This is a genomic window from Bacillus cereus group sp. MYBK245-2 (assembly GCF_051916145.1).
Classification (GTDB): Bacteria; Bacillota; Bacilli; order Bacillales; family Bacillaceae_G; genus Bacillus_A; species Bacillus_A pacificus.
The window spans coordinates 166,277-191,235 of sequence record NZ_JBQAGB010000006.1; the positions used below are offsets into that span (position 1 = coordinate 166,277).

Genomic DNA, 24,959 nt, shown 5'->3' on the forward strand with positions numbered 1-24,959 from the left:
TAAGGAAGATAAAACAGGAATTTTGGAAAATGATGTAGAATGAAATGAGTGACAAAGCGTAAAGGTAGGGGATTGCATGACAAGATTTAATTGGCATGAGTCAGCAGAGAAAAAATGGGATAGTAGTGCAGAATTTTGGAACCAAAATAGTCAGGAGATGTGGGACAGCGGGAGTAGGAGTACGATTATTCCATTTTTTGAACAATACGTGAAGAAAGAAGCCAAGGTGCTTGACGTTGGTTGTGGAGATGGATACGGTACATATAAATTAAGTCGCGCAGGCTATAAAGCAGTTGGAGTAGATTTATCAGAAGTGATGATTCAAAAAGGGAAGGAACGCGGAGAGGGACCGGATTTATCCTTTATAAAAGGGGATCTTTCTTCCTTACCGTTCGAAAATGAACAATTTGAATCAATTATGGCAATTAATTCTTTAGAATGGACCGAGGAGCCATTACAAGCATTAAATGAGATAAAGCGCGTTTTAAAAAGCGATGGGTATGCATGTATTGCAATTTTAGGACCGACAGCAAAGCCGCGAGAGAACAGTTATCCTCGTTTATACGGCAAAGACGTTGTTTGTAATACGATGATGCCTTGGGAATTTGAACAGTTAGCGAAAGAACAAGGTTTTGAAGTTGTAGATGGAATCGGTGTATATAAGCGCGGAGTAAATGAGAAGATGTTAGGTCAACTCCCTACAGAGTTACAACAATCGTTAACATTCTTATGGGTATTTATGTTAAAAAACGTATAAAGAAATGAAAGAATTTTTAGGAGGTAAATAAGTGCAGAAAATACAAAAAACTGATACAATATCATCAGAACCAATTAAAGGGGGACTAGGGTATATGACAACTACTACAACAGTTAAATCCGACATTGAAATCGCACAAGAAGCGAGTATGAAGAAGATTCAAGAAATTGCAGCTGATTTAAATATTTTAGAAGATGAATTAGAGCCATACGGGCATTATAAAGGTAAGCTATCTCTTGATATTTTTAAGCGCTTACAGAATGAGGAAGACGGTAAAGTTGTTTTAGTAACAGCGATTAACCCAACTCCAGCTGGAGAAGGTAAATCAACAGTAACAGTTGGTTTAGGTCAAGCTTTTAATAAAATTGGTAAGAAAACAGTAATTGCACTTCGCGAACCATCTCTCGGGCCAACGATGGGACTAAAAGGCGGAGCAGCAGGTGGTGGTTTTTCACAGGTTGTACCAATGGAAGACATTAACCTTCACTTTACTGGGGATATCCATGCGATCACAACTGCCAATAATGCGTTAGCAGCGTTTATTGATAATCATATCCAACAAGGAAATACACTTGGAATTGATACGCGTAAAATCGTTTGGAAACGCTGTGTTGACTTAAATGATCGTGCCCTTCGTAACGTAGTAATTGGTCTTGGTGGACCGGTTCAAGGTGTACCACGTGAAGACGGTTTTGATATTACAGTAGCATCTGAAATTATGGCCGTATTCTGCCTTGCGACAGATATTCAAGATTTAAAAGCACGTCTATCGCGCATCGTAGTTGCTTATAACTTTGCAAATCAACCTGTAACGGTTAAAGATTTGGGTGTAGAAGGTGCGTTAACATTATTATTAAAAGATGCATTAAAGCCAAACTTAGTGCAAACGTTAGAAAATACACCAGCTATCATTCACGGCGGACCATTTGCGAATATCGCTCACGGTTGTAACAGTGTTATTGCTACAACAATGGCAGCAAAATTAGGTGATTATGTTATTACAGAAGCTGGATTCGGTGCTGATTTAGGTGCAGAGAAGTTTTTAGATATTAAAGCTCGTGCAGCTGGTATTAAACCAGAAGCAGTTGTTATTGTTGCGACGATTCGTGCGCTTAAAATGCATGGCGGCGTAGCAAAAGATCAATTAAAAGAAGAAAATGTAGATGCATTAGCAAAAGGTATGGAAAACTTGCAGAAGCACGTTGAAACAATTCAAAGCTTCGGTGTGCCTTTCGTAATTGCAATTAATAAATTCATTACAGATACAGATGCAGAAGTTGCATACTTACAAGAATGGTGTAATGAGCGTGGCTATGCAGTATCCTTAACAGAAGTTTGGGAGAAAGGTGGCCAAGGCGGAGTTGACCTTGCTGAAAAAGTGTTAAAAGAAATCGAAAAAGGCGAAAACAACTACGCACCACTTTATGAGTTAGAATTACCATTAGAAGAAAAAATCCGTACAATTGCTCAAAAAGTGTACGGTGCAAAAGATATTGAATTTGCTCCGAAAGCACGTAAGCAATTAGCTCAATATGAAGGAGAAGGTTGGAGTAACCTACCAGTTTGTATGGCGAAAACACAATACTCTCTTTCTGACGATGCAACAAAATTAGGTCGTCCATCTGACTTTATCGTTACAATTCGTGAGTTAAAACCATCTATCGGTGCAGGCTTTATCGTTGCGTTAACAGGTACAATGTTAACAATGCCAGGTCTTCCAAAACAACCAGCAGCACTTCAAATGGATGTAAATGAAGATGGAAAAGCAGTAGGTTTATTCTAAAAGGTTGTAATTCATCTCGTTTATCTGTAAACTATATATACATCAAGTGGCGCCTTTCCATCGAAAGGCGCCTGTTTTTTGGAGGAAATTATGTTTGATCCAACTGCTTTTGACAATTTAAAAGTAATCGTAGAAGGTGCTGTGTATGATTTTGATCTACATGGAGATATTCTTGTAACAGATCGAAAAGATATGATGGATCTTGCTTCATTAAGTCGTATATATCATATCTCATTTCAATTAACAGAACCGTTTGAACCGTTAGTAGAAGCAACATTTTCATTATCTGTGGATGCAAAGAACTTGTCTGGTGAAATACTAGAAGTGCCTCAGTTTACACCTGGTTGTGAGATGAAGCTAGCATTTTCATTCCCGTTAGAACAACCAGAAGTAAAATGCGAAGAAATTGAAACATTAATGCGTTCTATATGGGGAAAAGAAAGAATGATTATGCAGAAAGTTTCATACGAATATAATAAGCAAGCGATTTCATATCATAATAAGGTAGAGGTTCTATTTCAAAAAGCGATTACAGAAGACCATGTTGATGATTTAATAGCTGTTATTTCACACATGATAGAAACGGTGCGAACAATACAGCATTTTCTTCAAAAATAGAGATAAAGGAGAAAAACAAATGATAAAAGATATGCAACCATTTTTACAACAAGCTTGGGAGAAGGCTGGTTTTAAAGAGTTAACTGAAATTCAAAAACAAGCGATTCCAACTATTTTAGAAGGACAAGACGTTATAGCTGAATCTCCAACTGGAACAGGAAAAACATTAGCGTACTTATTACCCCTTTTACATAAAATTAATCCTGAAGTAAAACAGCCACAAGTTGTTGTTTTAGCGCCAACACGTGAACTTGTCATGCAAATTCATGAAGAGGTTCAAAAGTTTACAGCAGGAACTGAAATTTCAGGTGCATCTTTAATTGGTGGTGCAGATATTAAGCGCCAAGTTGAAAAATTAAAGAAACACCCAAGAGTAATTGTCGGTTCACCAGGACGTATTTTAGAATTAATTCGTATGAAAAAGCTAAAAATGCATGAAGTAAAAACAATTGTATTTGATGAGTTTGATCAAATTGTAAAGCAAAAAATGATGGGCGCAGTGCAAGATGTAATTAAATCTACGATGCGTGATCGTCAATTAGTATTTTTCTCGGCTACAATGACAAAAGCTGCAGAAGATGCGGCACGTGATTTAGCAGTTGAACCACAATTAGTACGTGTAACACGTGCAGAATCAAAAAGCTTAGTTGAGCATACGTATATTATTTGTGAGCGACGCGAAAAAAATGATTACGTAAGAAGAATTATGCATATGGGCGATGTAAAAGCAGTTGCTTTCTTAAACGATCCATTCCGTTTAGATGAAATTACTGAGAAATTGAAATTCCGTAAAATGAAAGCAGCGGCTCTTCATGCAGAAGCAAGTAAGCAAGAACGTGAAGCAACGATGCGTGCATTCCGCGGCGGGAAATTAGAAATTCTACTTGCTACTGATATTGCAGCACGTGGAATCGATATTGACGACTTAACACATGTAATTCACTTAGAATTACCAGACACAGTAGACCAATACATTCACCGCTCAGGACGTACTGGACGTATGGGTAAAGAAGGAACTGTTGTATCTCTTGTAACACCGCAAGAAGAGCGTAAATTACTACAATTTGCGAAAAAACTAGGTATCGTATTTACGAAGCAAGAAATGTTCAAAGGATCATTTGTAGAAACGAAACCGAAAGCACCAAAGAAAAAGAAACCAGCGTTTACTGGGAAGAAAAAGCCTAGATAAATAATGTGGAAGGCGTAACTATTTGTAGTTACGTCTTTTTTGTTTGTAATCAAGTGATAATGGGAATTGTAGTGGTGTTTTTATGTACCTATCATATATGCTTCTACTGGGAGTATTGATAAAAGGCTAGTTTATTCATTTCGTTTATACAAGGAAATAATATAAAAAAAGTCGAATATTAAACTGACACGAAATAATAAAAAGAAGGTACACATATGGATAGGAAATTAGGGATGTTTTTAAATACGAAACATATTGAAGTAAACGAAGGAATAAAGAAGGCGAGAGAATGGGGGGGAGAATATATTCAATTATATGCTATGAATTCGACTTTCAACTTAGCTAACATTTCAGAGGTACAATGGAACACTTTAAAAGAAAACTTATCTTTTAATGAGATTCAAGTCCCCTCATTAGCAATTAGCTTCGGAGAAAATGGAATGATAGGAACTGAAGCTGAATGTGCAATAGAGAGTTTTAAATATATTACTGATAAAGGGTTAAGGTTAGGAGCTAACATAGTAACAGCCCATATTGGGAAAATCCCTGATGATGAAAACAGTGAGTACTATGATAAAATGATACGTGTTTGTAATGAAATAGGGGAATTAGCATTCAGATTTGGAGGATTCTTTGCTATTGAGACGGGATCTGAAAAAGCAATAGTATTAAAACGATTTTTAGAAACTGCAAACTCGAAAGGACTAGCTGTTAACTTTGACCCAGCAAATTTAATAAGTGATGTAAATGAAAATCCGGAAGAAGGTTTATTACTATTAAAAGATTATATAGTACAAACTCATATTAAAGATTGTAAAGAAGTGAAAAGTGATAGTTTAAGTAAGTATATAGAAGTAGCAGTAGGAAATGGTGAAGTGGATTTCGATATATTCTTCAAAGTATTAGATGAAATTGGATTCGACGGATATAACATGATTGAAAGAAATGATTATTTTGACGAACTAGATGGGATGAGTCAGTCGATAAATTTTGCAAAGAAGTACATACCAACTCAAAAGGAATAACGATAGTATTTGTAGAAACCTACATAGAATATAAAAATCATTAGGGGGAAATGCAATGATTCATAAAGTTGGACAAATTATGTTATATGTAAATAATCAAGATGAGGCAGTCAATTTTTGGACGGAAAAGGTAGGGTTTCATGTAGTTGCAGAAGAAGATAATAAGCAAGGAATGAGATGGATTGAAATCGCTCCAATGGGCGGTGCAGAAACGAGCATTATATTACATAATAAAGAAGTGATTTCTAAAATGAGCCCAGAATTGAATCTTGGTACACCGTCTTTAATGTTCTTCTCAGAAAATCTTGATCAATTATATGCAGATTTAAAAAATAAAAATGTTACTGTTGGCGAAATGGTAACTATGCCTTCTGGTAAAGTATTTAACTTTGCTGATAGTGAAGGGAATTATTTTGCGGTTATGGAAAAGAACAAATAATAATATTACTATGTGAAAATCCCCATCAAATATATTGAGGGGGATTACATGTTTGAAGTGGATTTTTCATTAGAGAATTGATTAATATAAAATACGCCTTTTTCAATAGCTGTCTCAATATAACCAACGATTTGATTAAACGTAAATACTTGTAAGTCTTCATGCAAATTTTGCTCCGGATACAACATATCTTCAAAAAGATACTTTCGAAAAGAAAAAACGTTTTCTTTAGAAACCTCTTCAATATCGACAATGTGAGCCTCTTGATTGAGAAGAGAGAAGAGCTGTTGTTCTTTATCGTAATGATGAAGCAATTTTGCATTTAACAATTTAAAATCGTTATAGTACATAGGTGCGATCGTTTCATCATTTTCTATTCTATTTTTTAGCCAAGGTAGAAAAAAGCCACTTAGCCAATTATCATCGGCAATGAGATGGGTGTAATAGCCTAAGAGAAAAGGGGAATTCATATGAACTTTATATTTTTGAAAAAAAGAATTGAAATCTATCCTTCGCGTATAGTTTTTCGTCGTGCCTGCGTAAAAATGTGAAGTTCCTTTTTCTTCTGCTGAATGAACTGCATCAGGGGCTACACCTCCAAGTATGAAAGAAGTTTTATCTTGAATACATAATTTCTCGGCAATCCTGTTAGCAATAATAGCATGCATAATTCGTGATCCCATGAATGACACCTCGGTTTCAAGTATTCATTTCAGGAAGATGACTGAACAGTTAGTATTACTTTCCCTGTACTTTTTCTACTTTCGACCCATTCATGTGCTTTCCCTGCATCTTGGAGTGGAAAAGATTTTGTAGCATTGATTTGCAAACGCCCGTCACGCAAATAACGGAATACTTCATTTGCAGTTTCTTGGAGTAGTTCAGGACGTTTTTTTCGTGTAGTTCCAAAGCTAAAACCGAGTATAGAACGGCAACTTGCATGTAAATCTTTCGTATGGAAATTGCCAATTTCACCACTAGCATTACCGAAATGAACGAGGCGACCGTAATAAGCAAGACATTTTAAACTTCTTTCCGAAACAGATCCAGAAATAGAGTCTAAAATGATATTTACGCCTTCTCTATTTGTCAGCTCATTGACTTTCTCTACAAAATCTTCATCTTGATGACAAATAACATAATCAGCTCCGGCATATAAAGCAATTTCTTTTTTTGCTTCACTTCCGACAGTACCGATAACTTTTCCAGCCCCTAATAGTTTTGCAAGTTGAATAGCTGTAGTACCAATTCCGCCAGCAGCCGCATGAATGAGTACTGATTCGCCTTGTTGAAGCCTTGCTACCTTTGCGAGTAAATTATAGCTTGTAAAAGATACGATTGGACAAGCAGCTGCAGTTTGGAAATTAATTTCATCAGGTAATACGAAAGTAAGATTTTCATTTGCAACAACATATTCAGCGTATGATCCATTTTGAGGAAATGCAATGACACGCTGTCCAGGATAAATATTTTTCACATGAGAACCGACACGTTCTACAATACCAGCGGCATCTATCCCTGGAATAAAAGGTAGTGATTTATTTCCTTTTTTGCCATAACGTGATTTAATGTCAGCAAAATTAACACTTGTAGCAACAACACGAATTAAAACTTGATCTTTTGAAATAGCTGGAATATCCACATCTGTATATTTCATCACTTCAGGACCACCGAACGACGTTACAATGATAGCTTTCATTATATATCCTCCTAAATTTGACTATATAAATCATTTTAAGTCTTCATTAGAAATTGGAAAATTATATAATAGTTATGTGTGATTATAAGTGGAGCTTATGAACATATTGAATCATTATATTAATCTATATAAAAAAACTTTTGAAAAAATCGAACGAAATATGGATTACTTTCCAATATATAGTGTAAGACAAAGGAGGGATGGTATATGAAGGATGAAACAGTGTATACAGATTTAATCCAATTAACTTTATCGGGAAATAAAGAAGCGTATAGCGAATTGTATGATAAAACGATTCAAGAAGTATATAAAACAGCACATTTTTTGATTGAAGATAAAACGGATGTAGATGATGTCGTTCAAGAAATATACATACAACTATATGAATCGCTTCGTAAGTATGATAGCGAGAAGCCATTTCGTCCTTGGCTAATTGGACTTGCGATTAAACAAATTCACTCTTATAGAAGAAAGAGGTGGATGCGACTACGAATTATAAAAAAAGCAGAAGAGCAAAGAAAACCAGTACAAATTGATTTTTCTAACGATGTAATAAGTAAAATATCAAACCAAAAACTAATCGAACTTATTCATAAATTACCGTATAAATTGAAACAAGTTATTATCTTAAGATACTTACACGATTATTCACAAGAAGAAGTAGCACAAATATTACATATTCCAATTGGTACTGTGAAATCTAGAATTCACGCGGCATTAAAAAAACTACGTCAAAAAGAGCAAGTAGAAGAAATCTTTTTAGGAGAGGTAGGGAATGTGAAATGAGTTTAGATTGTAGAGTTAGAGAATCTATACGAGAAGAAGCGAAGGGGATTGTTGCCCCGCCGGAGTTAAAAGAAAAAGTAATCGTTCAAATTAAAATGAATCAAGGAGGACGTAAGAGAAAGAAACATCTTATTGCAGGAGTGCTTGCAGCAGCTTTTTTAATCCCGACGACTGGTTTTGCGTATCAATCTATTATGGCAGATGGTATATACGGATCTTTTGAGAATGTAAAAAAACATGCTGGAACGATGACATTAGAGGCGTACATGCGTTTTAGTGCAAAGTTATCAGAAGCGAAAGATGAAATGGGTGCGAAAGAATATGAAGAGTTTACAAAAGAACTAAAAAAATTAACAAATGCAAAGCTTACGTACGGAGATTCGAACGGTAATATTAATTATGATCAATTATCACCAGGAAAAAGAGAAGAAATGAAAAATTTAAGTATGAGCCTTCAACCATACTTTGACAAATTAAATGGTCATAAATCTAGTAAAGAAGTATTAACACAAGAAGAGTTTGACCGTTATGTAGAAGCTTTAATGATATATGAAATCGTACAAGTAAAGACAAAATCAACTGGTGGGATGAAAGTAGAAGAAGTACCTGAGGCATACAAAGAAAGATTTATTAATGCGGAGCAGTTTATGGAGTATGTAGCTGAAAAGGTGAGATAAGTAAAAAAGCTCAGAGTCTAAGCCCTGAGCTTTTCTTATTGAAACGTAAATATATTAACCACCTATGCCTTTTGCTAGCAATAGGAAATATACAACTACTAGTATTAGTCCATTTAATACTGTACCAACTATTCCGCATAACCAATTTTTTGATGCGATTGCAAAAATAATACCGAGTAATGAAAGTATAGCTAGAATCGTAATAATTAAAGTTAAATTTGCATTAGGTCCTCTTAAAATAAAGAAAGAACATATACTTGCGAGAAACATTAGACACGAGAATCCCAAAAATCTATACATAATAATTCTCCCTTGATTGAAATATAATTTGACTTAGTACTTAATTTTCTTTAGTTTAACATAAATTTCCTTTTCTCGTGGATAGCGACTTTTACAAGTAATATTGCATTTATAAATAAACCGCCGAAACCAATGACATTTAAGTATTGGTTATCAATTATATTTTTTCATATTTGCAATGTCTTTTTTTATAAAACAATCTAACAGTGAATAACCAGCTATTAAACTAATTATCGTAACAAAAGATGTATTTATAAGAATAATATTAGCTAAATAAGGTAAGTACGAACCAACTGGTGAAAAGAGTAGGGCTGGAGAAAAGGAAATGAATAGCATAGGCAACGTAATAGCAATAAATTTATCCGGTTGAAAGCGCCAGTTTTGTTTACTCGTTTCGCGATTAATAGATTGGAGGAATCGTAATAAAATGCCAACGATAAGAGGGAAGAGTGTAAAGTAGAATAATCTTGGATAAACGTTAAAGTTCGCCTGGGCATCTGTATCTAAATAAAATTGAATTTTCACTCCGACAAATAATAATAAGACGATAAATAATGTGAAGCAGAGGTATAGCATCACTTTTTGCATTATATTCCACCACCCTTTACTCAAAATATATTCAAAAAAAGAAGAGATATACAATAACAACTGTTGTATATCTCTTCTTTTACTGTTAGTTAATAGTGGAGTTTGCTTTTTCTTGCTTCGTGAAATAATCAATAATGCCCATTGCGCTAATTTCTATATCTAGATGTAAAATATTATAAACGGAATGATCTGATGGAACGTTTAATTTTGTAAGATGAGAAGAGATCTTATCCATTAATACAGTTTGTAAAGCTTTAGTCGCTTCATCGAAATCATTATACTGTTCAAAGACCTCTTTACCAGTATGAACGAAAATAGGTAGCCAATGTTCCAGTTGGTTATATACTTCTGTAACATTGGATGATGCACCGTAATGGCCGAAATAAATTGTATCTACATTCATACTTTGAATATGATTTTTAGAAGCAATCATCGCATCTGGTTGAAATTGTGAAGGCGATGTTGATGGTAAATATAGTTCTACACCAAGGTCTGCGAGTTCTCTATAATAAATTCCAATTGTATCGCCAGTGAAAATACCATTTGTTAATGAATCGTGAATGCTAATATGGTGCTTCGCATGTCCTGGTGTATCGTAAAATGTAAGTGTACGGTCTTCTGCAATTTTTAACGTATCACCATTTTGTACAATACGAACACGTTCTTCTTCTATAGGAAGAATGGGATCGAAAAGTTTATCGAAATCTTCTTTGTACACAGCTTTTGCGCCTAAAATGAGTTTTGTTGGATCAATCATATGACGAGCACCACGAGAATGTACATATAAAGTAGCATTTGGACACTGTTTCATCATTAAACCAGCTGCACCGGCGTGATCTAAATGAACGTGTGTAACGATAATGTTTTTTACATCGTTTAAGTCAATATGTAATTGTTGTAAGCCATCTAAAATATACGGAAGAGAAGGGGCTGCACAAGTTTCAATTAAAGTAATATCGTCACCTAATAAAACGTACGTACCAGTTCGTTCATTATGTTGTAAATCGAAATCATCAATAAGATATAGGTGAGAAGATAATTGCTCTACTTTTTTCATCTTTATCACTCCTTATATACGGTATGTAACTATTATACGTTAAAAATACAAAAAGGCAGAAAACGAAAGCCTCGTTTTCTGCCTTTTTGTATTGTAATTATTGCTTTTGTTGTTTATTGATAGACATAACGAACAGCCCAACAATGCCGCCAACTAATGGAAGCATAATTTCTCCTGCTAAATTAAAGTAGGAGCTTAAAAATAAACCATTTACATCGATTACCCAGCCAATCACATACAATAACATCATATATAGTACGAAATAAAACTCGCGATTTGAAATCGTTTCATGTTGTGCAGTTTTCATATCGAACACCATCCTTTTCTATAATAATAGAATATAAACTGTCACATTTTGTTCACAATTTAATTGTAAAACTTTACATCTTAAAAGTCTAGTAGTTTGTGTCGAATTTTCGAACAAAAGTAAAGCGCTATCATTTCTGGTTGTAAGTACGTAATAAGAGCTGTATATTCACGAATGTAGTATAGTATAAACATAGAATGATAGTGAAGAGAGGGGCATAAACAATGACAGTTTATGATTTTTCAGCTAAAACAATTACAGGAGAAGATAAATCGTTAAAAGATTACGAAGGAAAAGCGCTTCTTATTGTAAATGTAGCTAGCAAATGTGGTTTTACACCGCAATATAAAGGATTACAAGAAGTATATGATAAATATAAAGAACAAGGGCTAGAAATACTCGGTTTCCCTTGTAACCAATTCGGAGGACAAGAACCAGGTACAGAAGCAGACATTACAAGCTTTTGTGAATTAAACTACGGTGTAAACTTCCCGATGTTTGCAAAGATTGATGTGAAAGGTGATAAAGCTCATCCTCTGTATACATACATGACAGAACAAGCACCAGGTTTACTAGGTATGAAAGCAGTGAAATGGAACTTTACTAAGTTTTTAATTGGAAAAGACGGGAAAGTAGTAGCGCGTTTTGCGCCGCAAACGAAGCCGGTTGATTTAGAGGTTGAGATTGAGAAGGTACTTGGGGAATAACTAGGAGTTTCACTTTATTAAAAAATGCCTCAAAGAACTATTTTGTTCTTTGAGGCATTTTATTTACATTCACATTGTCAACATTAAATCGCTGAATGGAAGTCATTTGATTTAGGCGGAGAAGCTGCTTTTTTCATAAGCACTTCCCATAAGTGTACGGATTTTTTCCATTCTGTTGCAGCTTGTCCTTTTTGATATATAGCACTCTCATAACTGAAAGTAAGTTGTTGCATATCATTCGAGTTGTAAAGTGTATCGATATGGAGAGCATATTCTCGGAATGTTTGACTTTCCTCTCGGCGTATACCAGTTCTCGCAAACTGTTTCAAAAGTGCACTGTAAGCTTTACTATAAATAGCATCATCTTTTCGATATTTATAGTAAAGAATGATAAAAAATGTAATCCATTTCATTCTAGTAGCGAAGAGAGTGTAGCCGATGATACTAATTGGTATTGTAGAAAGGAATACGTACCACCAAGAAAATTTATTTTTAGCATTTGTAATTTTGTTAGTAGGAGTTTCTTCAGTATCTTCTATTAAATTTTTAAGCTTTGCTTCATTGTTTCTTTGGTGCATTTGCGCGTTTTGAGAATTAGTTTCTTCGCTATTTTGTAAAGTAGGAGCAGGAGTATTATTTATAAAATTATAGGGATTCGTAAATCCTTTTGTCGGTTCGAATGGAATCCATCCGTAACCAGGGAAATATACTTCGACCCAAGAGTGTGCGTTATCGTTCGCGATTTTATAAACATCCTCACCTTCAGCACCCACCAGCGTATTATCAAGAGTTCCTTCTGTATAACCTTTTACCCAGCGAGCGGGAATTCCAGCAGAACGAAGTAACACGATCATAGATGTCGAGAAATTATTACAGTAGCCGCTTTTTGTATCGAAAAGAAATTGATCTACATAATCTTGGTTTTGGGCAGGGAATGAGACATTCGTTGTTTCATATACAAAAGAATGGTCGGTGAAATAGTTTTCAATAGCTAATACTTTATCGTATCGGGTGTCTTTATCCTTTGTTAGACTACTAGCTAAGTCTCTTACTCGCTGCGGTAATGCTTCTGGAAGTTGCGTGTACTTTGTCATGAAATAAGGATTTGATTCTTGACCTTCATTCGTTTTTACAGCTTTTAAGTTTTCTATGGAAAACTCCGGGACCTCATACGTTACTTTATATGAATGTAAAGTAGTAGAAGAATCTCCATCCATCGTATAGATTTTTTCAGAAAATGGGTCAACGCTGTATGATACATCTGAAGAAGCCTCAACTGATATTAACCCTGCTGGATAGGTAAGGTGAGGATAACTTTTTTGCATGGTGATTGTTGCCTTTGTTGTCTCCGTTTTTGTATTTTGTTCGTACCAACTCACGACGTCATTTTTATTTTTAAAAGAAACCTTCTTTTGATTTTCAGAAACTTCCCAGCCTTTTCCGGTATAAAAATCTTTCGTTTCGACTCTCCAATATTGTTTGTTTTGTGTTGCTGCTGTAAAAACAATTGTAGGATCTGCTTTAAAAGGACCACCTAATCGCGAGTCATCTAAACCATATCCAATTTTAGAAACTTCTTGTTTTTTACTTGCTTCGGATGTGTTGAATTGTAAAAAATCCATTGGGTTTGGCCATTGAGGGCCAAATTTTGGAGCAAAGTATGCGATGGTTGCTGACAATACAATAAATAATGTAAGAGGTCTAAGTAATTTGGAGATTTCTCTAGCATAATTTTGTAAGTGTTCACTCTCTTTTATTCGTTCTATGCGAAGAAGACTAAGCATAAAAAAGCCGATGACAACAGTACGAATAATAGCGTAGTTTGCATTGTATACATGTAAGTTATGAAAAACGGTGATATAAATAATAGTCAATATAAGAAATAACAACCCACGTTTTTTATGAATCATCCAAAAGGAGATGAAAGCACTCAAAAACCAAAATGATAAAAAAAATAAAAGTGTTGGAAAAACTGGAGAAATATCTAGCAAATTCCCTTGAAATAACAGAGAGGAATTTTGAGAAATATCATTAAAAAATTTTGTTAACCAAGATGGATTTAAAAAAGCATTTTTATAGTATAAGAAATGAATGGTGAATAAAATCGTGAAGACTTTTATTGGAATCTGCCACTTTGTTTGAAAAAAAGAGAGAGTGAAGCAAATCCCTATAAATATTACAAAAATATCTAATCTACCTACGTTTGTAATACCGATGAGGGGCCTTAGCCATTCTAGTAAAAGTAGAAATGCGCATGCATGCATGAAAAATCTAGTCATATCCCATTGTTTTTTTGTCTGTAATGTTATCATTTGCTCACCTCAAAAAACACGTTTGTATACTGGTTTCCATAAACCACATTTACAAATATTTTTCGTTTTTGTAGAGTTTCTAGAATACTAAGTTCTCGATGTGATAGTTGATTTGCTTTTTCTTTTACGACAAACACCATTAATTTTCTATTTTTTATAGCAGCATAGTCAGCTGCCTTTTGAATATCGGGAGAAAGATCACTTGTCACGAGTATAATCGTTACGGGTTCATAAACTTTTCTTAATTCCATTTCTACACTTTGGGAGAGCGGGAATACACTGTCCGCTTGTACTTTCGCTAAATGACAAAAGATTTGATGTAACTGACTATCTCCATTGTCTAAAGGGAAAAAGGTTCGTTCTTTTCCGACAGATACGAATGACGCCGGTGAATTTTGCTTCAAAACAGATCTGACAATAGAGGCAGTAAATGTGACGACTGATTCGAATAGAGGGGATGGGGTTCTGTCCATGAATATCATAATATTATGGCTGCGCTGTTGTTCAAACTCTTTTGTCATAATGTTGTTTGTTCGTGCAGTTGCTTTCCAATCAATCCATGAAAAGCGGTCACCAGGTTTATAGTCTCTCACACCGACAGAAATGGTAGAGTCTTTTACTAAATTTATATTTGCTGAAAGTGCTCCTTGTTCGAAATGATTTTCCATTTGTCGATATGTTATATCTACATACTGAGGGTAGACTAAAAATGTATCTGGAACTGAAAAAATTACTTCTTTCTCCATCATACCGAATAAATCGCCAGTTTTGACACGTACGCTTGAAAAAGTATGCTCTCCTCTAGGGATTGTGTCGATTGCATATTGAAACGAAATATTTCGCTTCAATCCTGGAAAAAGTATTACTTTATTCATCTTCGTTTGTTTACACTTTGTAAATTGTGATGGTAATTCATCTTCTATAATTAAGTAAAGTAATGGAAAAGGAAATCTTCTTTTTATTGTAATGGTGCTTAAAAAAGGTTCTCCTGCTGCATATTCGTCTTGATTTGTTATTCGTATTACTTCAGCGTTCCGCAAAGCATAGAAGGGGAGTAATAGTGAATAAAGGCCAATAGGAATTGTACTGTAAAACAAAAACCAACTTACAAATCCTCCTTGAAGCATAGCGTATAAAAATGTTAAGACTAGGCATAACGGAATGAATGATAACTTAGTAAAATGATAGAGTACTCGTAGAATCCTTTTCATCAAAGGTTCATCTTCCTTTGGGTAGGCACGGTAGTTCGTGCAACGATTTTTGCGATAACTTGTTCTCCTGTTATTCCTTCAAATTTTGCTTCCATTTTTAAAATGAGTCTGTGAGCCAACACGTAAGGAGCTAAAAATTTAACATCGTCTGGAATAACATAATTTCTGCCATGGATAAATGCATAAGCTTGTGAAGCTTTCATTAAAGCAATCGAGCCACGCGGACTTGCACCTAGTTGTATAGAACTATAAGACCGAGTTTGACTAACAAGCTTTACAATGTAATGCTTAATGGCTTTGTCCATGCTTATTTCCCGGACGCTTTGTTGCAAATAAAGTAATTCTTCTATTGTAGTAATAGCTTGTAAATGGGAGAGGGGGGGTGTTTTTTCCATCCGGTTTAAAATTTCAAATTCTTCTTCTTGTGTAGGATATCCCATTTTTAGTTTCAACAAGAAACGATCGAGCTGTGCTTCTGGTAAAGGATATGTTCCCTCATATTCAACAGGATTTTGTGTAGCCATTACAAAGAATGGCTTGGGTAACGGTCTTGTCATACCATCAATTGTAATATTGCCTTCTTCCATACTTTCAAGTAAGGCGGATTGTGTTTTGGGAGATGTACGATTAATTTCATCAGCAAGTATAAAATTCCCCATGATTGGTCCAGGCTTGAACTCAAATTGGAGCTCTTTCGGATTGTAAATAGAAACACCTGTTACATCTGATGGAAGTAAATCAGGTGTAAATTGAATACGTTTGTAATCAGCATCAATAGATTTAGAAAGAGCACGTACTAACATCGTTTTCCCAACGCCAGGAACATCTTCTAATAGTACATGACCTTCAGCTAAGAGAGCTGTTAAAGCTAATAGTGTTTCTTTTCGCTTTCCGACCATTAACTTTTCAATATTGTTAATTATTTTTTCTATAATGGGATGTAATGAATCAAGCTGGTGCATCGTAATCCTCCTAATGTGTTATTATCGTTTTCTAATCTATTTAGTGGAAAATAGAATGTATCCATCTAATTGAGGGCAGTAAAGATTTCATCTTTAATTCTAAGAATATTCAGATTATTTACTCTGATTACATCTAGTATAATTGTTTCCGTAACTTAGGGCAATATGGTAAATAATGATTTGTAGTTTAATGTGAAAAGAGAAGCGAATAGGAAATGTAGTTATTTGGATTGAGAGGATGATGAAGCGTGAATAAAAGTAGGACATGCGCATTGCTACTCATGTCATGCTTTTATTTATGCCTTTTTAATGGCACGCGGAAATAAAATATTATTTTCTTTCATGAATTGCATCAATAAGTGGCTTATTACCGCCACAACAAAAATCTATTTTATATGATTTAAAAAGATCACTAGCCTTCGGAAATTGTGTAACAATCTCACCAACAATAGAAGTTTCAGTAAATATATGTTCCATATGAATGCCTCCATAAAGTTTAAATGTAATATCTAAATTAAGAATAGCGATAAATGAAAAAACAACGTGGTGATTGAAATCACTTATTATGTGTCTGATTTGAGAATAATAGGATTATTCTTCAACAGAGGACATTATAGAAAAGATGGCGAAGAATTTTGGGATAGGAAGTATATCTTTTATAGGAGGTTTTTATGGAATATGTTTATCATATGGTACCAGAAAAACTAAAAGGAGAATATTTAATCCCATTAAATGAATTGAAAAGTGTATATCCAAATTTATACGGTGAGTATATACAAAAATATAAAGATCATCCTCACAGGGAGAAATTATTAACACGTAAAATACCAAAACTAGAATGTTTATGGAATGATGTTGTGCATTTTTTACCATTGCATCCTTATGAGATTTATAAAGTATTACTGGAAATAGGAATAAACCTTCATACAAATAAACTGTTTTATAAAGTTCCTATTAGCGCATTGAAGGGTCAGTGTATGGCAATATACAAGTACTCAAAGCATAATTGGGGTGGACCAAATAGAGAATTAAAAGAATGCGAAATAGAAATCATCAACTTTAATGAATATAGAGAATTAAAGCAATTAAATACCTGCACCAAAGAATATTACAGGGAGGAATATGAAAAGGGTAGAAGATTTGGGATGTTTCACTTAATTCCACATGTTCTTGTCAAAGGAAAAATAGAGGTGAAAAATCTTGAAATAATAAATTGGAGTATTGCTCCAGTTAATGATTAATATTACAAGCATTAAAAAAATAAGATGCTAATTTGAATTGATATATGGCTTACAAGAATGGAAGAATAATAACTATACGTAGTAGTAAAAAAGAAGCTTACTAGAAGCTTCTTTTTTACTACTATTTTTCACATGCAACTCCATCGCCATCACGATCAAGATGTGAGGCATAACCTGGTTGTCCTTTATATAGGGGAGCTTTCCCAGCAGCTCTAACTGCAGCACAATTTTTGTAATATGCACTACTAGTATTTCCTGAAGCAGGTTGTGTTTGAGTTTGCTGTGCTTTTTTCTGTTCCTCTTGTTGTTTACGAGCTTGTTCATCAGCTTGGCGTTTTTGCTCTTCTTGTTGTTTGCGAGCTTGTTCATCAGCTTGGCGTTTTTGCTCTTCTTGTTGTTTGCGAGCTTGTTCATCAGCTTGGCGTTTTTGCTCTTCTTGTTGTTTACGAGCTTGCTCATCAGCGAGGCGTTTTTGCTCTTCTTGTTGTTTACGAGCTTGCTCATCAGCTTGGCGCTTTTGTTCTTCTTGTTGTTTACGAGCTTGCTCATCAGCGAGACGTTTTTCATCTTCTTGCTTACGAGCTTGTTCCTCGGCTTGACGTTTTTCATCCTCTTGCTTACGAGTTTGTTCATCAGCTTAATGCTTCTCATCTTCTTGTTTTTGAGTTTTTTCGTCCGCTTCTTTCTTTTCTAGTTCTTTTTTCTTCTCGCTCTCTTTTTCTTCTGCATTGTTAGAAGCAACTTTTTTACTAGTTGCTGTCGTTTTTTCAGAAGTAGGGTTTGAAATGCTTGATAACGCACCAAAAATAACAAATAAAATAGCAGTGATAATAAATTGTTTTTTTGCTACACCTGTCTTTTTAATTACAGATAAGATTGCTAGTACAAGGAAGAAAATAAATAAAATGAAACTTAAAATAGTAAAAAATTCGATGACTGGATGTTCTGAATTTGTTGAGCCAGTTACCATCAATATAATCGAAATCATAAAAAGAATAACAGTAGGACGACCATACTGTGTTGCTTTTCCATTTTTCTTGAAAAATGAAATAATACATAAGATTAAAAGAATAAAAGCAATTAAAAATAAAGCTGCACCAATATTACTCAAAATCGCCATTTTTATACCTCCATTTGTAAGATTTTCATTGCTAATTATATAGGAATTTATGGGGTATTACACGATTTATATAAAATTAGTAGTTTTAATAGACTGATAAACATTTATTTGAATATAGGGGAAAATGGATGTATTTCCTATTACATTTTTGAATAAAATCCATAAAGTATAATATATCGATTGAAAGGAGGGGATTTGAATGGAATTCCAATTGTTGGTGACTTGTATATTACAAGAAGGTAATGCTTACTTTTTAGTAACGAAGGTAGACGATGTAATTACGTTAAAAGTACCGATTACTGCGGGAGTAGCAGGTTTATTCTTAGCTTTAGGTGTACCAAGATGTTCTTAATTTAAATCTCTACAGTAGAAAGAGGAGGACAAGCCTCTTTCTACTAATACATAATTATTTTATGTAAACTAAAATGTTATTTTAGTAATAGCACATTTAGAATGGACATGCATATACTATAATGTTTTTTAAGTTATGAAAATTAAAGAGGTGCTATTATATATGAAAAGAAGAACATTTGATATTCCAGTCACATTACGAAGAGAGTGGTTTTTAATAGAATTAGCCCATTTAACGAAAAAATATGGAATTGAAATTGCAACTAGCAAAATGGAAGCTGCACCGTTTTTAAGAGATCAAGTTACGGAATCAAAAATAGGATCAGGCCTCCAATATGATAAATATGATGATGAGTATATCATTGAAAATTAAAGGGTACCAGCAAAAATAAATTCCTTTATAACAAAATATAAAATAAAGCAGATTCTAAATATGGAATCTGCTTTATTATGAAATAATTCTAGTCAACTAGCCTCTTTCTAGTGTTTTTCCTACATATTTTTCTTGTGTTATTCCGAAAGATTCATGAAGAATGCGAGCATAATCTTTTGATTCTATTGGTCGTTTATTTTTGATGCCTTTAAAGGTTTCTGTATAATTTTTATTTGTTAATGATACGTGCCCATAATCAGTTAATTTACAAGTAATAGCCCCTTTATTAAAAGGAGATTCTTTATGTTCCACAATCACTTTTTGAATGTTATTCACCTTTTTCTCATCTATTGAATCTAAAGTAAAGGCATAGCCTATTTTCCATTCATCTGAAGGTTCAGATTGCAAGAAATTTGTAGATTCCCCGTTAGCTCCTTTTCTCATTTCTAAAATGTGTGTACCTTTTCGGGTCATTTGTTTGCGAATTCGATATTCTCCCGTTTGAGAAGAGATGACTTCTCCGGTAAAGGGGACTGGATGTAAAGGTAGATGAGATGCAAAACCCGCGTCTATAACATAATCTTTATTATTATGATTTAATATGATAATGACATGACCATCATCGGGTTTCCATTTATTATCGTAAAGATCATAAACAGTACCAGCTACTTTATATACTTGAAACCCACAATCCATTAAAAAGTAATACAATAAGGAGTTTAATTCATAACAAAGACCGCCTCGTTTTTGAATAAGTAATTTTTCTACTAAGTTCTTTTTTGAGATATCTTTAATCGTACCAGCCATAATATCGAGATTTTCATAGGGAAGAATCAAGCCCATCTTTAAGAGGATTTCATTTAAATCATCAAATGTTACTTCTTTTACAGGAATTTTTAGTCGTTTAAAAAACTCCTTTTGTAAATTGGTCAACATAAAGCATTCTCCTTTCTTTTTACAGAATTTTCTTCTGCTCACCGCTAGGTTAGTACTTCTAAAAGTTTAATTCAAGTCTGCGAAAATTATCATAATATATGTTTCTGAAAACCTTATTATCTATTTAGAAATTTCAGTTTAATCTTTCGGCGTAGGAAAGTCTTACAGCATAAGCTTCTATTCGTTTGTTTTGTATTAAATTAAATAAAAGTACATATCTTCATTCCTCTTTTTTTATAACTAGGTAGTAATAAAGTGTTATTTTTCTAAAGTTTTTTCAAGATTTGTATACTTTATATAGACAATGATGATTAAGAGATATTTGGATTTAGTACGGTTAACAATTATTGAGAAACTTTTTTATAGTGTTCTCTCAAAAGGAAGAGATAGAAACAAAGAGAATAACGTGTGTTAAGGAAGAAGGGGTACTAGTAATCTCTTGAGAATAGGGACAAGATTTTGTTTAAGTAAAAAGATTATCTAGTATTAAGAAAGAAGATAAAAAATTACAAAGAGCACCTTCTTTCAAAAAAAGTGGGGGGAGTAACATGCGATTGATGAGAAGATGTGTTGCCTTACTAATTGTATTTTTTATCATGGTTCCAATGATTAGCACAAATGTACGAGCAGAAGTTGTAAAAGAGCTTAAAACAGGCTTTCCAGATCAAGAAGTCTTTACACCTGGAGATTGGTTTTTAGGGCAAAAACCTGCAAATTATGATGAGAATAAACCTCCAATTCTTTTTGTACAAGGAAGGAATGGGAATGCTGATAGTTGGTATGGAAAGACAGTGTATCACGATATAAATGATATGTATGACTATGCTTTGAAAGCAGGCTATCAAACAGTATTTATACAATTATATGATGCTGCTGGAAAAGGATCAGCTAGTCAGTGGGACAACGGAAAATTGTTAGCACAAAAATTAGAAGAAATATATAATCATTTTGGTAAAAAAGTTAATATTGTAGCACATAGTAAAGGCGGTATCGATACACAGGCTGCATTAGTAGGATATGGTGCAAATCGATTTGTCGGAAATGTTATTACGCTTGCGACACCACATCATGGATCAAACTTAGCTGATTTATCATATAGTTGGTGGGCGGGATGGCTTGCCTCTATATTAGGTCAAAAAGATGATGGTACGTACTCATTACAAATGGGCGAAATGGCAAAATTTCGTTCAACGATTGATAATAATCCAGCAGCTAAATTAAACCGTTATTATACAGTTACGGGAACTAGTTGGGGCCCTGTATTCTCGGCGTTATCCATGGGCGGATTATATTTGTCATCATACGGTTCAAATGATGGACTAGTAAATGAGTGGAGTGCTAAGTTGCCGTATGGAACTCATTTATTTACAGATTCCAGATTTGATCATGATAATATACGAAAAGGATCTGCTGTGTTCTCACGAATTGAACCATATTTACGTACATCAAATGTAGCCGTACCAGCTTTAGTAGCATCCAGCACTAGTTCAAATGAAAACATAGAACAATTAAATACAACTTCAAACCAAAACATTTTAGGCGGAGAATTGCCACAAAATCAGTGGATAGAGCAAACTGTTACAGTTGATAAAAAGTCAGAAGGAATCGTTTCTATATTAACTGCTTCGTCTAATGTAGAAGTACAAATGATATCACCAAAAGGAAAAATGTATACAAATAAGGATAGCGTTATAACTACTGGTGAAGAAGAATCTTTCTTTGGTGGTGCAACAATTAGAACATTTAAATTTGATAAAATGGATGTAGGAGAATGGAAAGTTAAAATGATGGCGAAGCAGTCGAAAGATGCATATCTAGTTATAAGCGATTACAAGAATGACGCACCATTTGTTCTTCAAATGCCTACCAAAGTTAAAGTAAATAAACCTGAGTATAAACTGAAAAAATCACCTGTAGCACCTAAAATGAAAGGGGATCTTTCCATAACAGTAAGAGTTGTGAATGAAGAAGGGAAACTAGTCTCTGAATTTAATGAATTGCAAAATGTTAATAACAATATATTTACTGGTGCTTTGAAGGACATAAAGCAACCAGGAGTATATAACGTTACGATGGATATAAAAGGGATGAATAAAGAAGGACTGCCTTATAATCGTACAATTGTTAAGTCGGTTTATGTGGAGAAGTAAGGACGAATAGATATTAATATAAAAGTGTAGAAATCTTGTGTTAGAAAGATTTCTGCACTTTTTTGATTATTATCCCGCTATTTGCGGGATAATAATCAGTGGGCGTTTATGTTCTATAAGAGAGACTAGAAATTGAAGAAGAGGATTAGTTATTAAAAAAAGATGCTGAGCTAGCATCTTAATCTAAGGCGGCTTTTTATTTACTTAATTTTGTTACAGTTAATTCAAGTGAATTTATACCATTATCACAAGTTACAATTTTTTGCTTATTAAAACCGCTGTTATTTCTAAGTTGAATGGTAGAATTTTCTGGTACCGTAACAATTGTTTCACCAACGAGTTGAAGACATTCGTTATTTGCTGAATTAGTCATTTGAATTGCGAAATCTCCTTGGCTATTAGCAAGGGGATTGTTATTTAAGAATATAGTCATGACTGGAATATGTGGAAATACAGGATTTAAAGTAGTGTTAATAGTTGAAATGAAAGAAACTCTATAATCACCAGCTTGACTAAATTGTATAGTAGTAGGATTTAGTAAGGAAACTCCTCCTGCTATAGGGCCGAAGTGATTAAATGGAAAAGGATCGCCAAAAGAAACAGTTATAAATTCAGTTTGCCAAAAAGCCCCATAAGCTGGACCGGATGGTTTGTGTGAGCTGGGGGGACAGGGGCAGGAACATCTTTTAAACGATTTTGAAGAATGAAAGTGAGGATTCAATCTATTACCTCCTATTATTAATAGATTTAAGACACATAGTAGTTTATGTAAATGGGAGGAAATTTGTTTGTATGCTTGTACTATATAGAAGAAAAGATAATAGATTTGGAAGATAACGTGCTCAAATAATGAAATATAGTATTAGGATATTATTTGTGAATTTTTTGAAGGAGGTTAATGAATTGCTAGAAAAATGAGCCGAGGTTCTTAATAGATTGAAGTATAGGAGAAATGATTATTATATTAATTTCACCTGAAAAGGAAACATTATTATCTTCAGTTGCACTAATGTTATCGAGTAGTGAATTTCTATGATTTGAATGTTGGTATATTAGAGTCTTTAGTTATCGCTTTTTATTTATGTAGATGGGCAGGAAGAAGACGAAAAGTATCGAATGAATGTACATATGTAGCATTGTTTGCTTTTGGTGTGAATAATAGTAAAAGATACGTTGAAATATTTTAAACCGTAACGAAAGAACGATTAAATTATAGAAGGAGCAACTTACATGGAAAATATATTAAAGGTATCTTCAAAATCAAGCCCAAATGCAGTTGCAGGTGCAATAGCAGGTGTACTAAGAACAAGTGGCAATGTAGAAATTCAAGCGATTGGGGCTGGTTCTTTAAATCAAGCGATTAAAGCAATAGCAATCGCAAGAGGATTTGTTGCTCCAAGTGGTATCGATTTAGCCTTCGTTCCAGCATTTCAAGAGGTTACGATTAATGAACAAGAAAGAACGGCGATTAAATTAATTATAGGTCCTAGGAAGAAAAGGTAACTGCAGTAATTCACTATTGAAATGACATTTAACATAACAAACAAAAAAGTGTCACAAATGCTATAAACCAGGCATTTGTGACACTTTTATAGTTTTGTAAGAATAAAAACCTCTAAAACTGCTCATTCTTCTCCCAAGATTCCACAATATAATGTGCAATCGTCGGATTGAATCCTTTCCCAACTAAAAACATAATGGCAGCAACTTCTGTTAAAGCGTGTTTGTGTGATGTATGTTTTGCTTCATTTAAACCGTAATCTACCCAAGGTTTTACGAAATCTAGTACAGGTTTCTTTAAAGGTAAGAACTGTGTACCGACAACTTGTTGAATTTGTTGTTGCGTTGGTTCTGTAATTGGTCCAGGTGGTAAGATTTGTGGCTGTGTAATATCTAATGTTGGTCCAGGTGGTAAAATTTGTGGTTGTGTAATATCTACTGTTGGTGGTTTAGGTGGTGAGACACGTGCGTCGTAGTTTGGTTGATACATTTGTTGTTGATATTGAGGTTGTTGTGGCTGAGTTGGGTATGGGTTTTGTTGAAACTGTTGTTCTTGAGTTTGTGTTGCTACATATGGATTTTGTTGAAATTGTTGTTCTTGAGTTTGCGGTGCTACATATGGATTTTGTTGAAATTGTTGCTCTTGAGTTTGTGGTACTGCATATGGATTTTGAGGATATTCGTAACTTGGACGTGTGTCATATGGATTTTGCTGAAATTGTTGTTCTTGAGTTTGTGGCGCTGCATATGGATTTTGTTCATATTGTTGCTCTTGTTCTTCATATTGTTCTGTATATCTTTGTTCTTGTTCCTGCGCCTGAGGGTAAAATGGTTGTTGTGGGTAAGGCGGTTGATTATTATAGAACATATT

The 24,959-nt window shown here is 34.1% G+C and carries 26 protein-coding genes and 2 pseudogenes; 14 read left to right on the top strand and 14 right to left on the bottom strand.

The annotated features are described in order from the left end of the window. Window positions 1-76: 76 nt before the first annotated feature. The 6 genes from ACTFRN_RS12950 (at window position 77) to ACTFRN_RS12975 (ending at window position 5,811) form a co-directional block, all read left to right on the top strand. The gene (locus ACTFRN_RS12950; RefSeq protein ID WP_014893799.1) at window positions 77-757 is read left to right on the top strand and encodes a class I SAM-dependent methyltransferase; all 681 of its coding nucleotides are present in this window, start codon (window positions 77-79) and stop codon (window positions 755-757) included. A 94-nt stretch (window positions 758-851) separates the two neighbouring features. Then, window positions 852-2,540, top strand: a complete 1,689-nt coding sequence (locus tag ACTFRN_RS12955) for a formate--tetrahydrofolate ligase (RefSeq protein WP_049113306.1) — start codon at window positions 852-854, stop codon at window positions 2,538-2,540. A gap of 90 nt (window positions 2,541-2,630) precedes the next feature. Then, window positions 2,631-3,158, top strand: a complete 528-nt coding sequence (locus ACTFRN_RS12960; RefSeq protein WP_000460219.1) for a hypothetical protein — start codon at window positions 2,631-2,633, stop codon at window positions 3,156-3,158. Window positions 3,159-3,177: 19 nt separating this feature from the next. Continuing rightward, window positions 3,178-4,347, top strand: a complete 1,170-nt coding sequence (locus tag ACTFRN_RS12965; protein WP_000588613.1) for a DEAD/DEAH box helicase — start codon at window positions 3,178-3,180, stop codon at window positions 4,345-4,347. Window positions 4,348-4,562: 215 nt separating this feature from the next. After that, on the top strand, window positions 4,563-5,372 hold the full coding sequence (locus tag ACTFRN_RS12970) for a sugar phosphate isomerase/epimerase family protein (RefSeq protein ID WP_049113293.1): 810 nt from the start codon (window positions 4,563-4,565) through the stop codon (window positions 5,370-5,372). 55 nt (window positions 5,373-5,427) lie between these two features. Beyond that, entirely contained in the window at window positions 5,428-5,811 is a 384-nt protein-coding gene (locus ACTFRN_RS12975) for a VOC family protein (RefSeq protein WP_000581469.1), read from the top strand. A gap of 44 nt (window positions 5,812-5,855) precedes the next feature. Here ACTFRN_RS12975 and ACTFRN_RS12980 read toward each other — a convergent pair whose 3' ends face one another. Beyond that, window positions 5,856-6,494: a zinc dependent phospholipase C family protein gene (locus ACTFRN_RS12980; RefSeq protein ID WP_000535603.1), complete on the bottom strand. Its 639-nt coding sequence runs from the start codon at window positions 6,492-6,494 to the stop codon at window positions 5,856-5,858. Window positions 6,495-6,523: 29 nt separating this feature from the next. Then, window positions 6,524-7,510 (bottom strand): quinone oxidoreductase family protein, encoded by a 987-nt coding sequence (locus ACTFRN_RS12985; protein WP_049113294.1) that lies wholly within the window; start codon window positions 7,508-7,510, stop codon window positions 6,524-6,526. 207 nt (window positions 7,511-7,717) lie between these two features. Here ACTFRN_RS12985 and ACTFRN_RS12990 point away from each other — a divergent pair, with 207 nt between their 5' ends. Both ACTFRN_RS12990 and ACTFRN_RS12995 read left to right on the top strand, forming a co-directional pair. Then, window positions 7,718-8,296 carry a sigma-70 family RNA polymerase sigma factor gene (locus ACTFRN_RS12990; RefSeq protein ID WP_000651116.1) on the top strand — a complete coding sequence of 193 codons (579 nt, stop codon included), beginning with the start codon at window positions 7,718-7,720 and terminating at the stop codon, window positions 8,294-8,296. Further along, window positions 8,293-8,973 (top strand): DUF3600 domain-containing protein, encoded by a 681-nt coding sequence (locus ACTFRN_RS12995; protein WP_014893796.1) that lies wholly within the window; start codon window positions 8,293-8,295, stop codon window positions 8,971-8,973. Before ACTFRN_RS12990 ends, ACTFRN_RS12995 begins: the two co-directional genes overlap by 4 nt. Window positions 8,974-9,027: 54 nt before the next feature. On the opposite strand, the gene ACTFRN_RS13000 is transcribed toward ACTFRN_RS12995, so the two are convergent. The 4 genes from ACTFRN_RS13000 to ACTFRN_RS13015 form a co-directional block, all read right to left on the bottom strand. Next, entirely contained in the window at window positions 9,028-9,273 is a 246-nt protein-coding gene (locus ACTFRN_RS13000) for a hypothetical protein (RefSeq protein ID WP_000285550.1), read from the bottom strand. A 153-nt stretch (window positions 9,274-9,426) separates the two neighbouring features. Continuing rightward, entirely contained in the window at window positions 9,427-9,861 is a 435-nt protein-coding gene (locus ACTFRN_RS13005; protein WP_001174525.1) for a hypothetical protein, read from the bottom strand. Between the two features lie 85 nt (window positions 9,862-9,946). Beyond that, window positions 9,947-10,918 (bottom strand): MBL fold metallo-hydrolase, encoded by a 972-nt coding sequence (locus tag ACTFRN_RS13010; RefSeq protein WP_000754979.1) that lies wholly within the window; start codon window positions 10,916-10,918, stop codon window positions 9,947-9,949. Window positions 10,919-11,015: 97 nt separating this feature from the next. After that, window positions 11,016-11,225: a DUF3925 family protein gene (locus ACTFRN_RS13015; protein ID WP_000844977.1), complete on the bottom strand. Its 210-nt coding sequence runs from the start codon at window positions 11,223-11,225 to the stop codon at window positions 11,016-11,018. Between the two features lie 224 nt (window positions 11,226-11,449). On the opposite strand from ACTFRN_RS13015, the gene bsaA reads away from it, so the two are divergent. Beyond that, window positions 11,450-11,932 (top strand): glutathione peroxidase, encoded by a 483-nt coding sequence (gene bsaA, locus ACTFRN_RS13020; protein ID WP_000219428.1) that lies wholly within the window; start codon window positions 11,450-11,452, stop codon window positions 11,930-11,932. Window positions 11,933-12,015: 83 nt separating this feature from the next. Here the strand turns inward: bsaA and ACTFRN_RS13025 are convergent, their stop codons facing one another. The 4 genes and pseudogenes from ACTFRN_RS13025 to ACTFRN_RS13040 form a co-directional block, all read right to left on the bottom strand. Beyond that, the gene (locus tag ACTFRN_RS13025) at window positions 12,016-14,244 is read right to left on the bottom strand and encodes a transglutaminase TgpA family protein (protein ID WP_074567855.1); all 2,229 of its coding nucleotides are present in this window, start codon (window positions 14,242-14,244) and stop codon (window positions 12,016-12,018) included. Next, a complete protein-coding gene (locus tag ACTFRN_RS13030) occupies window positions 14,241-15,455 on the bottom strand; it encodes a DUF58 domain-containing protein (protein ID WP_000821921.1) in 1,215 nt (404 codons plus the stop codon). Before ACTFRN_RS13030 ends, ACTFRN_RS13025 begins: the two co-directional genes overlap by 4 nt. Continuing rightward, window positions 15,455-16,417 (bottom strand): AAA family ATPase, encoded by a 963-nt coding sequence (locus ACTFRN_RS13035; RefSeq protein ID WP_088106651.1) that lies wholly within the window; start codon window positions 16,415-16,417, stop codon window positions 15,455-15,457. The genes ACTFRN_RS13030 and ACTFRN_RS13035 overlap by 1 nt, the downstream gene beginning before the upstream one ends. Window positions 16,418-16,753: 336 nt before the next feature. Next, window positions 16,754-16,894 (bottom strand): annotated as a pseudogene (locus tag ACTFRN_RS13040) (DUF542 domain-containing protein); the annotation flags it as partial. A 194-nt stretch (window positions 16,895-17,088) separates the two neighbouring features. Here ACTFRN_RS13040 and ACTFRN_RS13045 point away from each other — a divergent pair. After that, entirely contained in the window at window positions 17,089-17,658 is a 570-nt protein-coding gene (locus tag ACTFRN_RS13045; RefSeq protein WP_074567856.1) for a group-specific protein, read from the top strand. Between the two features lie 121 nt (window positions 17,659-17,779). On the opposite strand, the pseudogene ACTFRN_RS13050 reads toward ACTFRN_RS13045, so the two are convergent. Further along, window positions 17,780-18,778, bottom strand: a pseudogene (locus tag ACTFRN_RS13050) (excalibur calcium-binding domain-containing protein). Between the two features lie 199 nt (window positions 18,779-18,977). Between ACTFRN_RS13050 and exsG the strand changes: the two are divergent. After that, window positions 18,978-19,130 (top strand): exosporium protein ExsG, encoded by a 153-nt coding sequence (exsG, locus tag ACTFRN_RS13055; protein ID WP_000395679.1) that lies wholly within the window; start codon window positions 18,978-18,980, stop codon window positions 19,128-19,130. Between the two features lie 162 nt (window positions 19,131-19,292). Next, a complete protein-coding gene (locus tag ACTFRN_RS13060) occupies window positions 19,293-19,502 on the top strand; it encodes a hypothetical protein (RefSeq protein ID WP_000830253.1) in 210 nt (69 codons plus the stop codon). 96 nt (window positions 19,503-19,598) lie between these two features. Here the strand turns inward: ACTFRN_RS13060 and ACTFRN_RS13065 are convergent, their stop codons facing one another. Continuing rightward, window positions 19,599-20,438: an arylamine N-acetyltransferase family protein gene (locus ACTFRN_RS13065; RefSeq protein WP_074568379.1), complete on the bottom strand. Its 840-nt coding sequence runs from the start codon at window positions 20,436-20,438 to the stop codon at window positions 19,599-19,601. Window positions 20,439-20,986: 548 nt separating this feature from the next. Here ACTFRN_RS13065 and ACTFRN_RS13070 point away from each other — a divergent pair. Beyond that, the gene (locus tag ACTFRN_RS13070; RefSeq protein WP_074568380.1) at window positions 20,987-22,588 is read left to right on the top strand and encodes an esterase/lipase family protein; all 1,602 of its coding nucleotides are present in this window, start codon (window positions 20,987-20,989) and stop codon (window positions 22,586-22,588) included. Between the two features lie 196 nt (window positions 22,589-22,784). Here the strand turns inward: ACTFRN_RS13070 and ACTFRN_RS13075 are convergent, their stop codons facing one another. Further along, a complete protein-coding gene (locus tag ACTFRN_RS13075) occupies window positions 22,785-23,309 on the bottom strand; it encodes a hypothetical protein (RefSeq protein WP_001068075.1) in 525 nt (174 codons plus the stop codon). Window positions 23,310-23,818: 509 nt separating this feature from the next. Here ACTFRN_RS13075 and spoVS point away from each other — a divergent pair. Continuing rightward, window positions 23,819-24,091 (top strand): stage V sporulation protein SpoVS, encoded by a 273-nt coding sequence (gene spoVS / locus ACTFRN_RS13080; protein WP_074568381.1) that lies wholly within the window; start codon window positions 23,819-23,821, stop codon window positions 24,089-24,091. Between the two features lie 112 nt (window positions 24,092-24,203). Here spoVS and ACTFRN_RS13085 read toward each other — a convergent pair whose 3' ends face one another. Continuing rightward, window positions 24,204-24,956 (bottom strand): hypothetical protein, encoded by a 753-nt coding sequence (locus tag ACTFRN_RS13085; protein ID WP_000499662.1) that lies wholly within the window; start codon window positions 24,954-24,956, stop codon window positions 24,204-24,206. Window positions 24,957-24,959 lie beyond the last annotated feature (3 nt).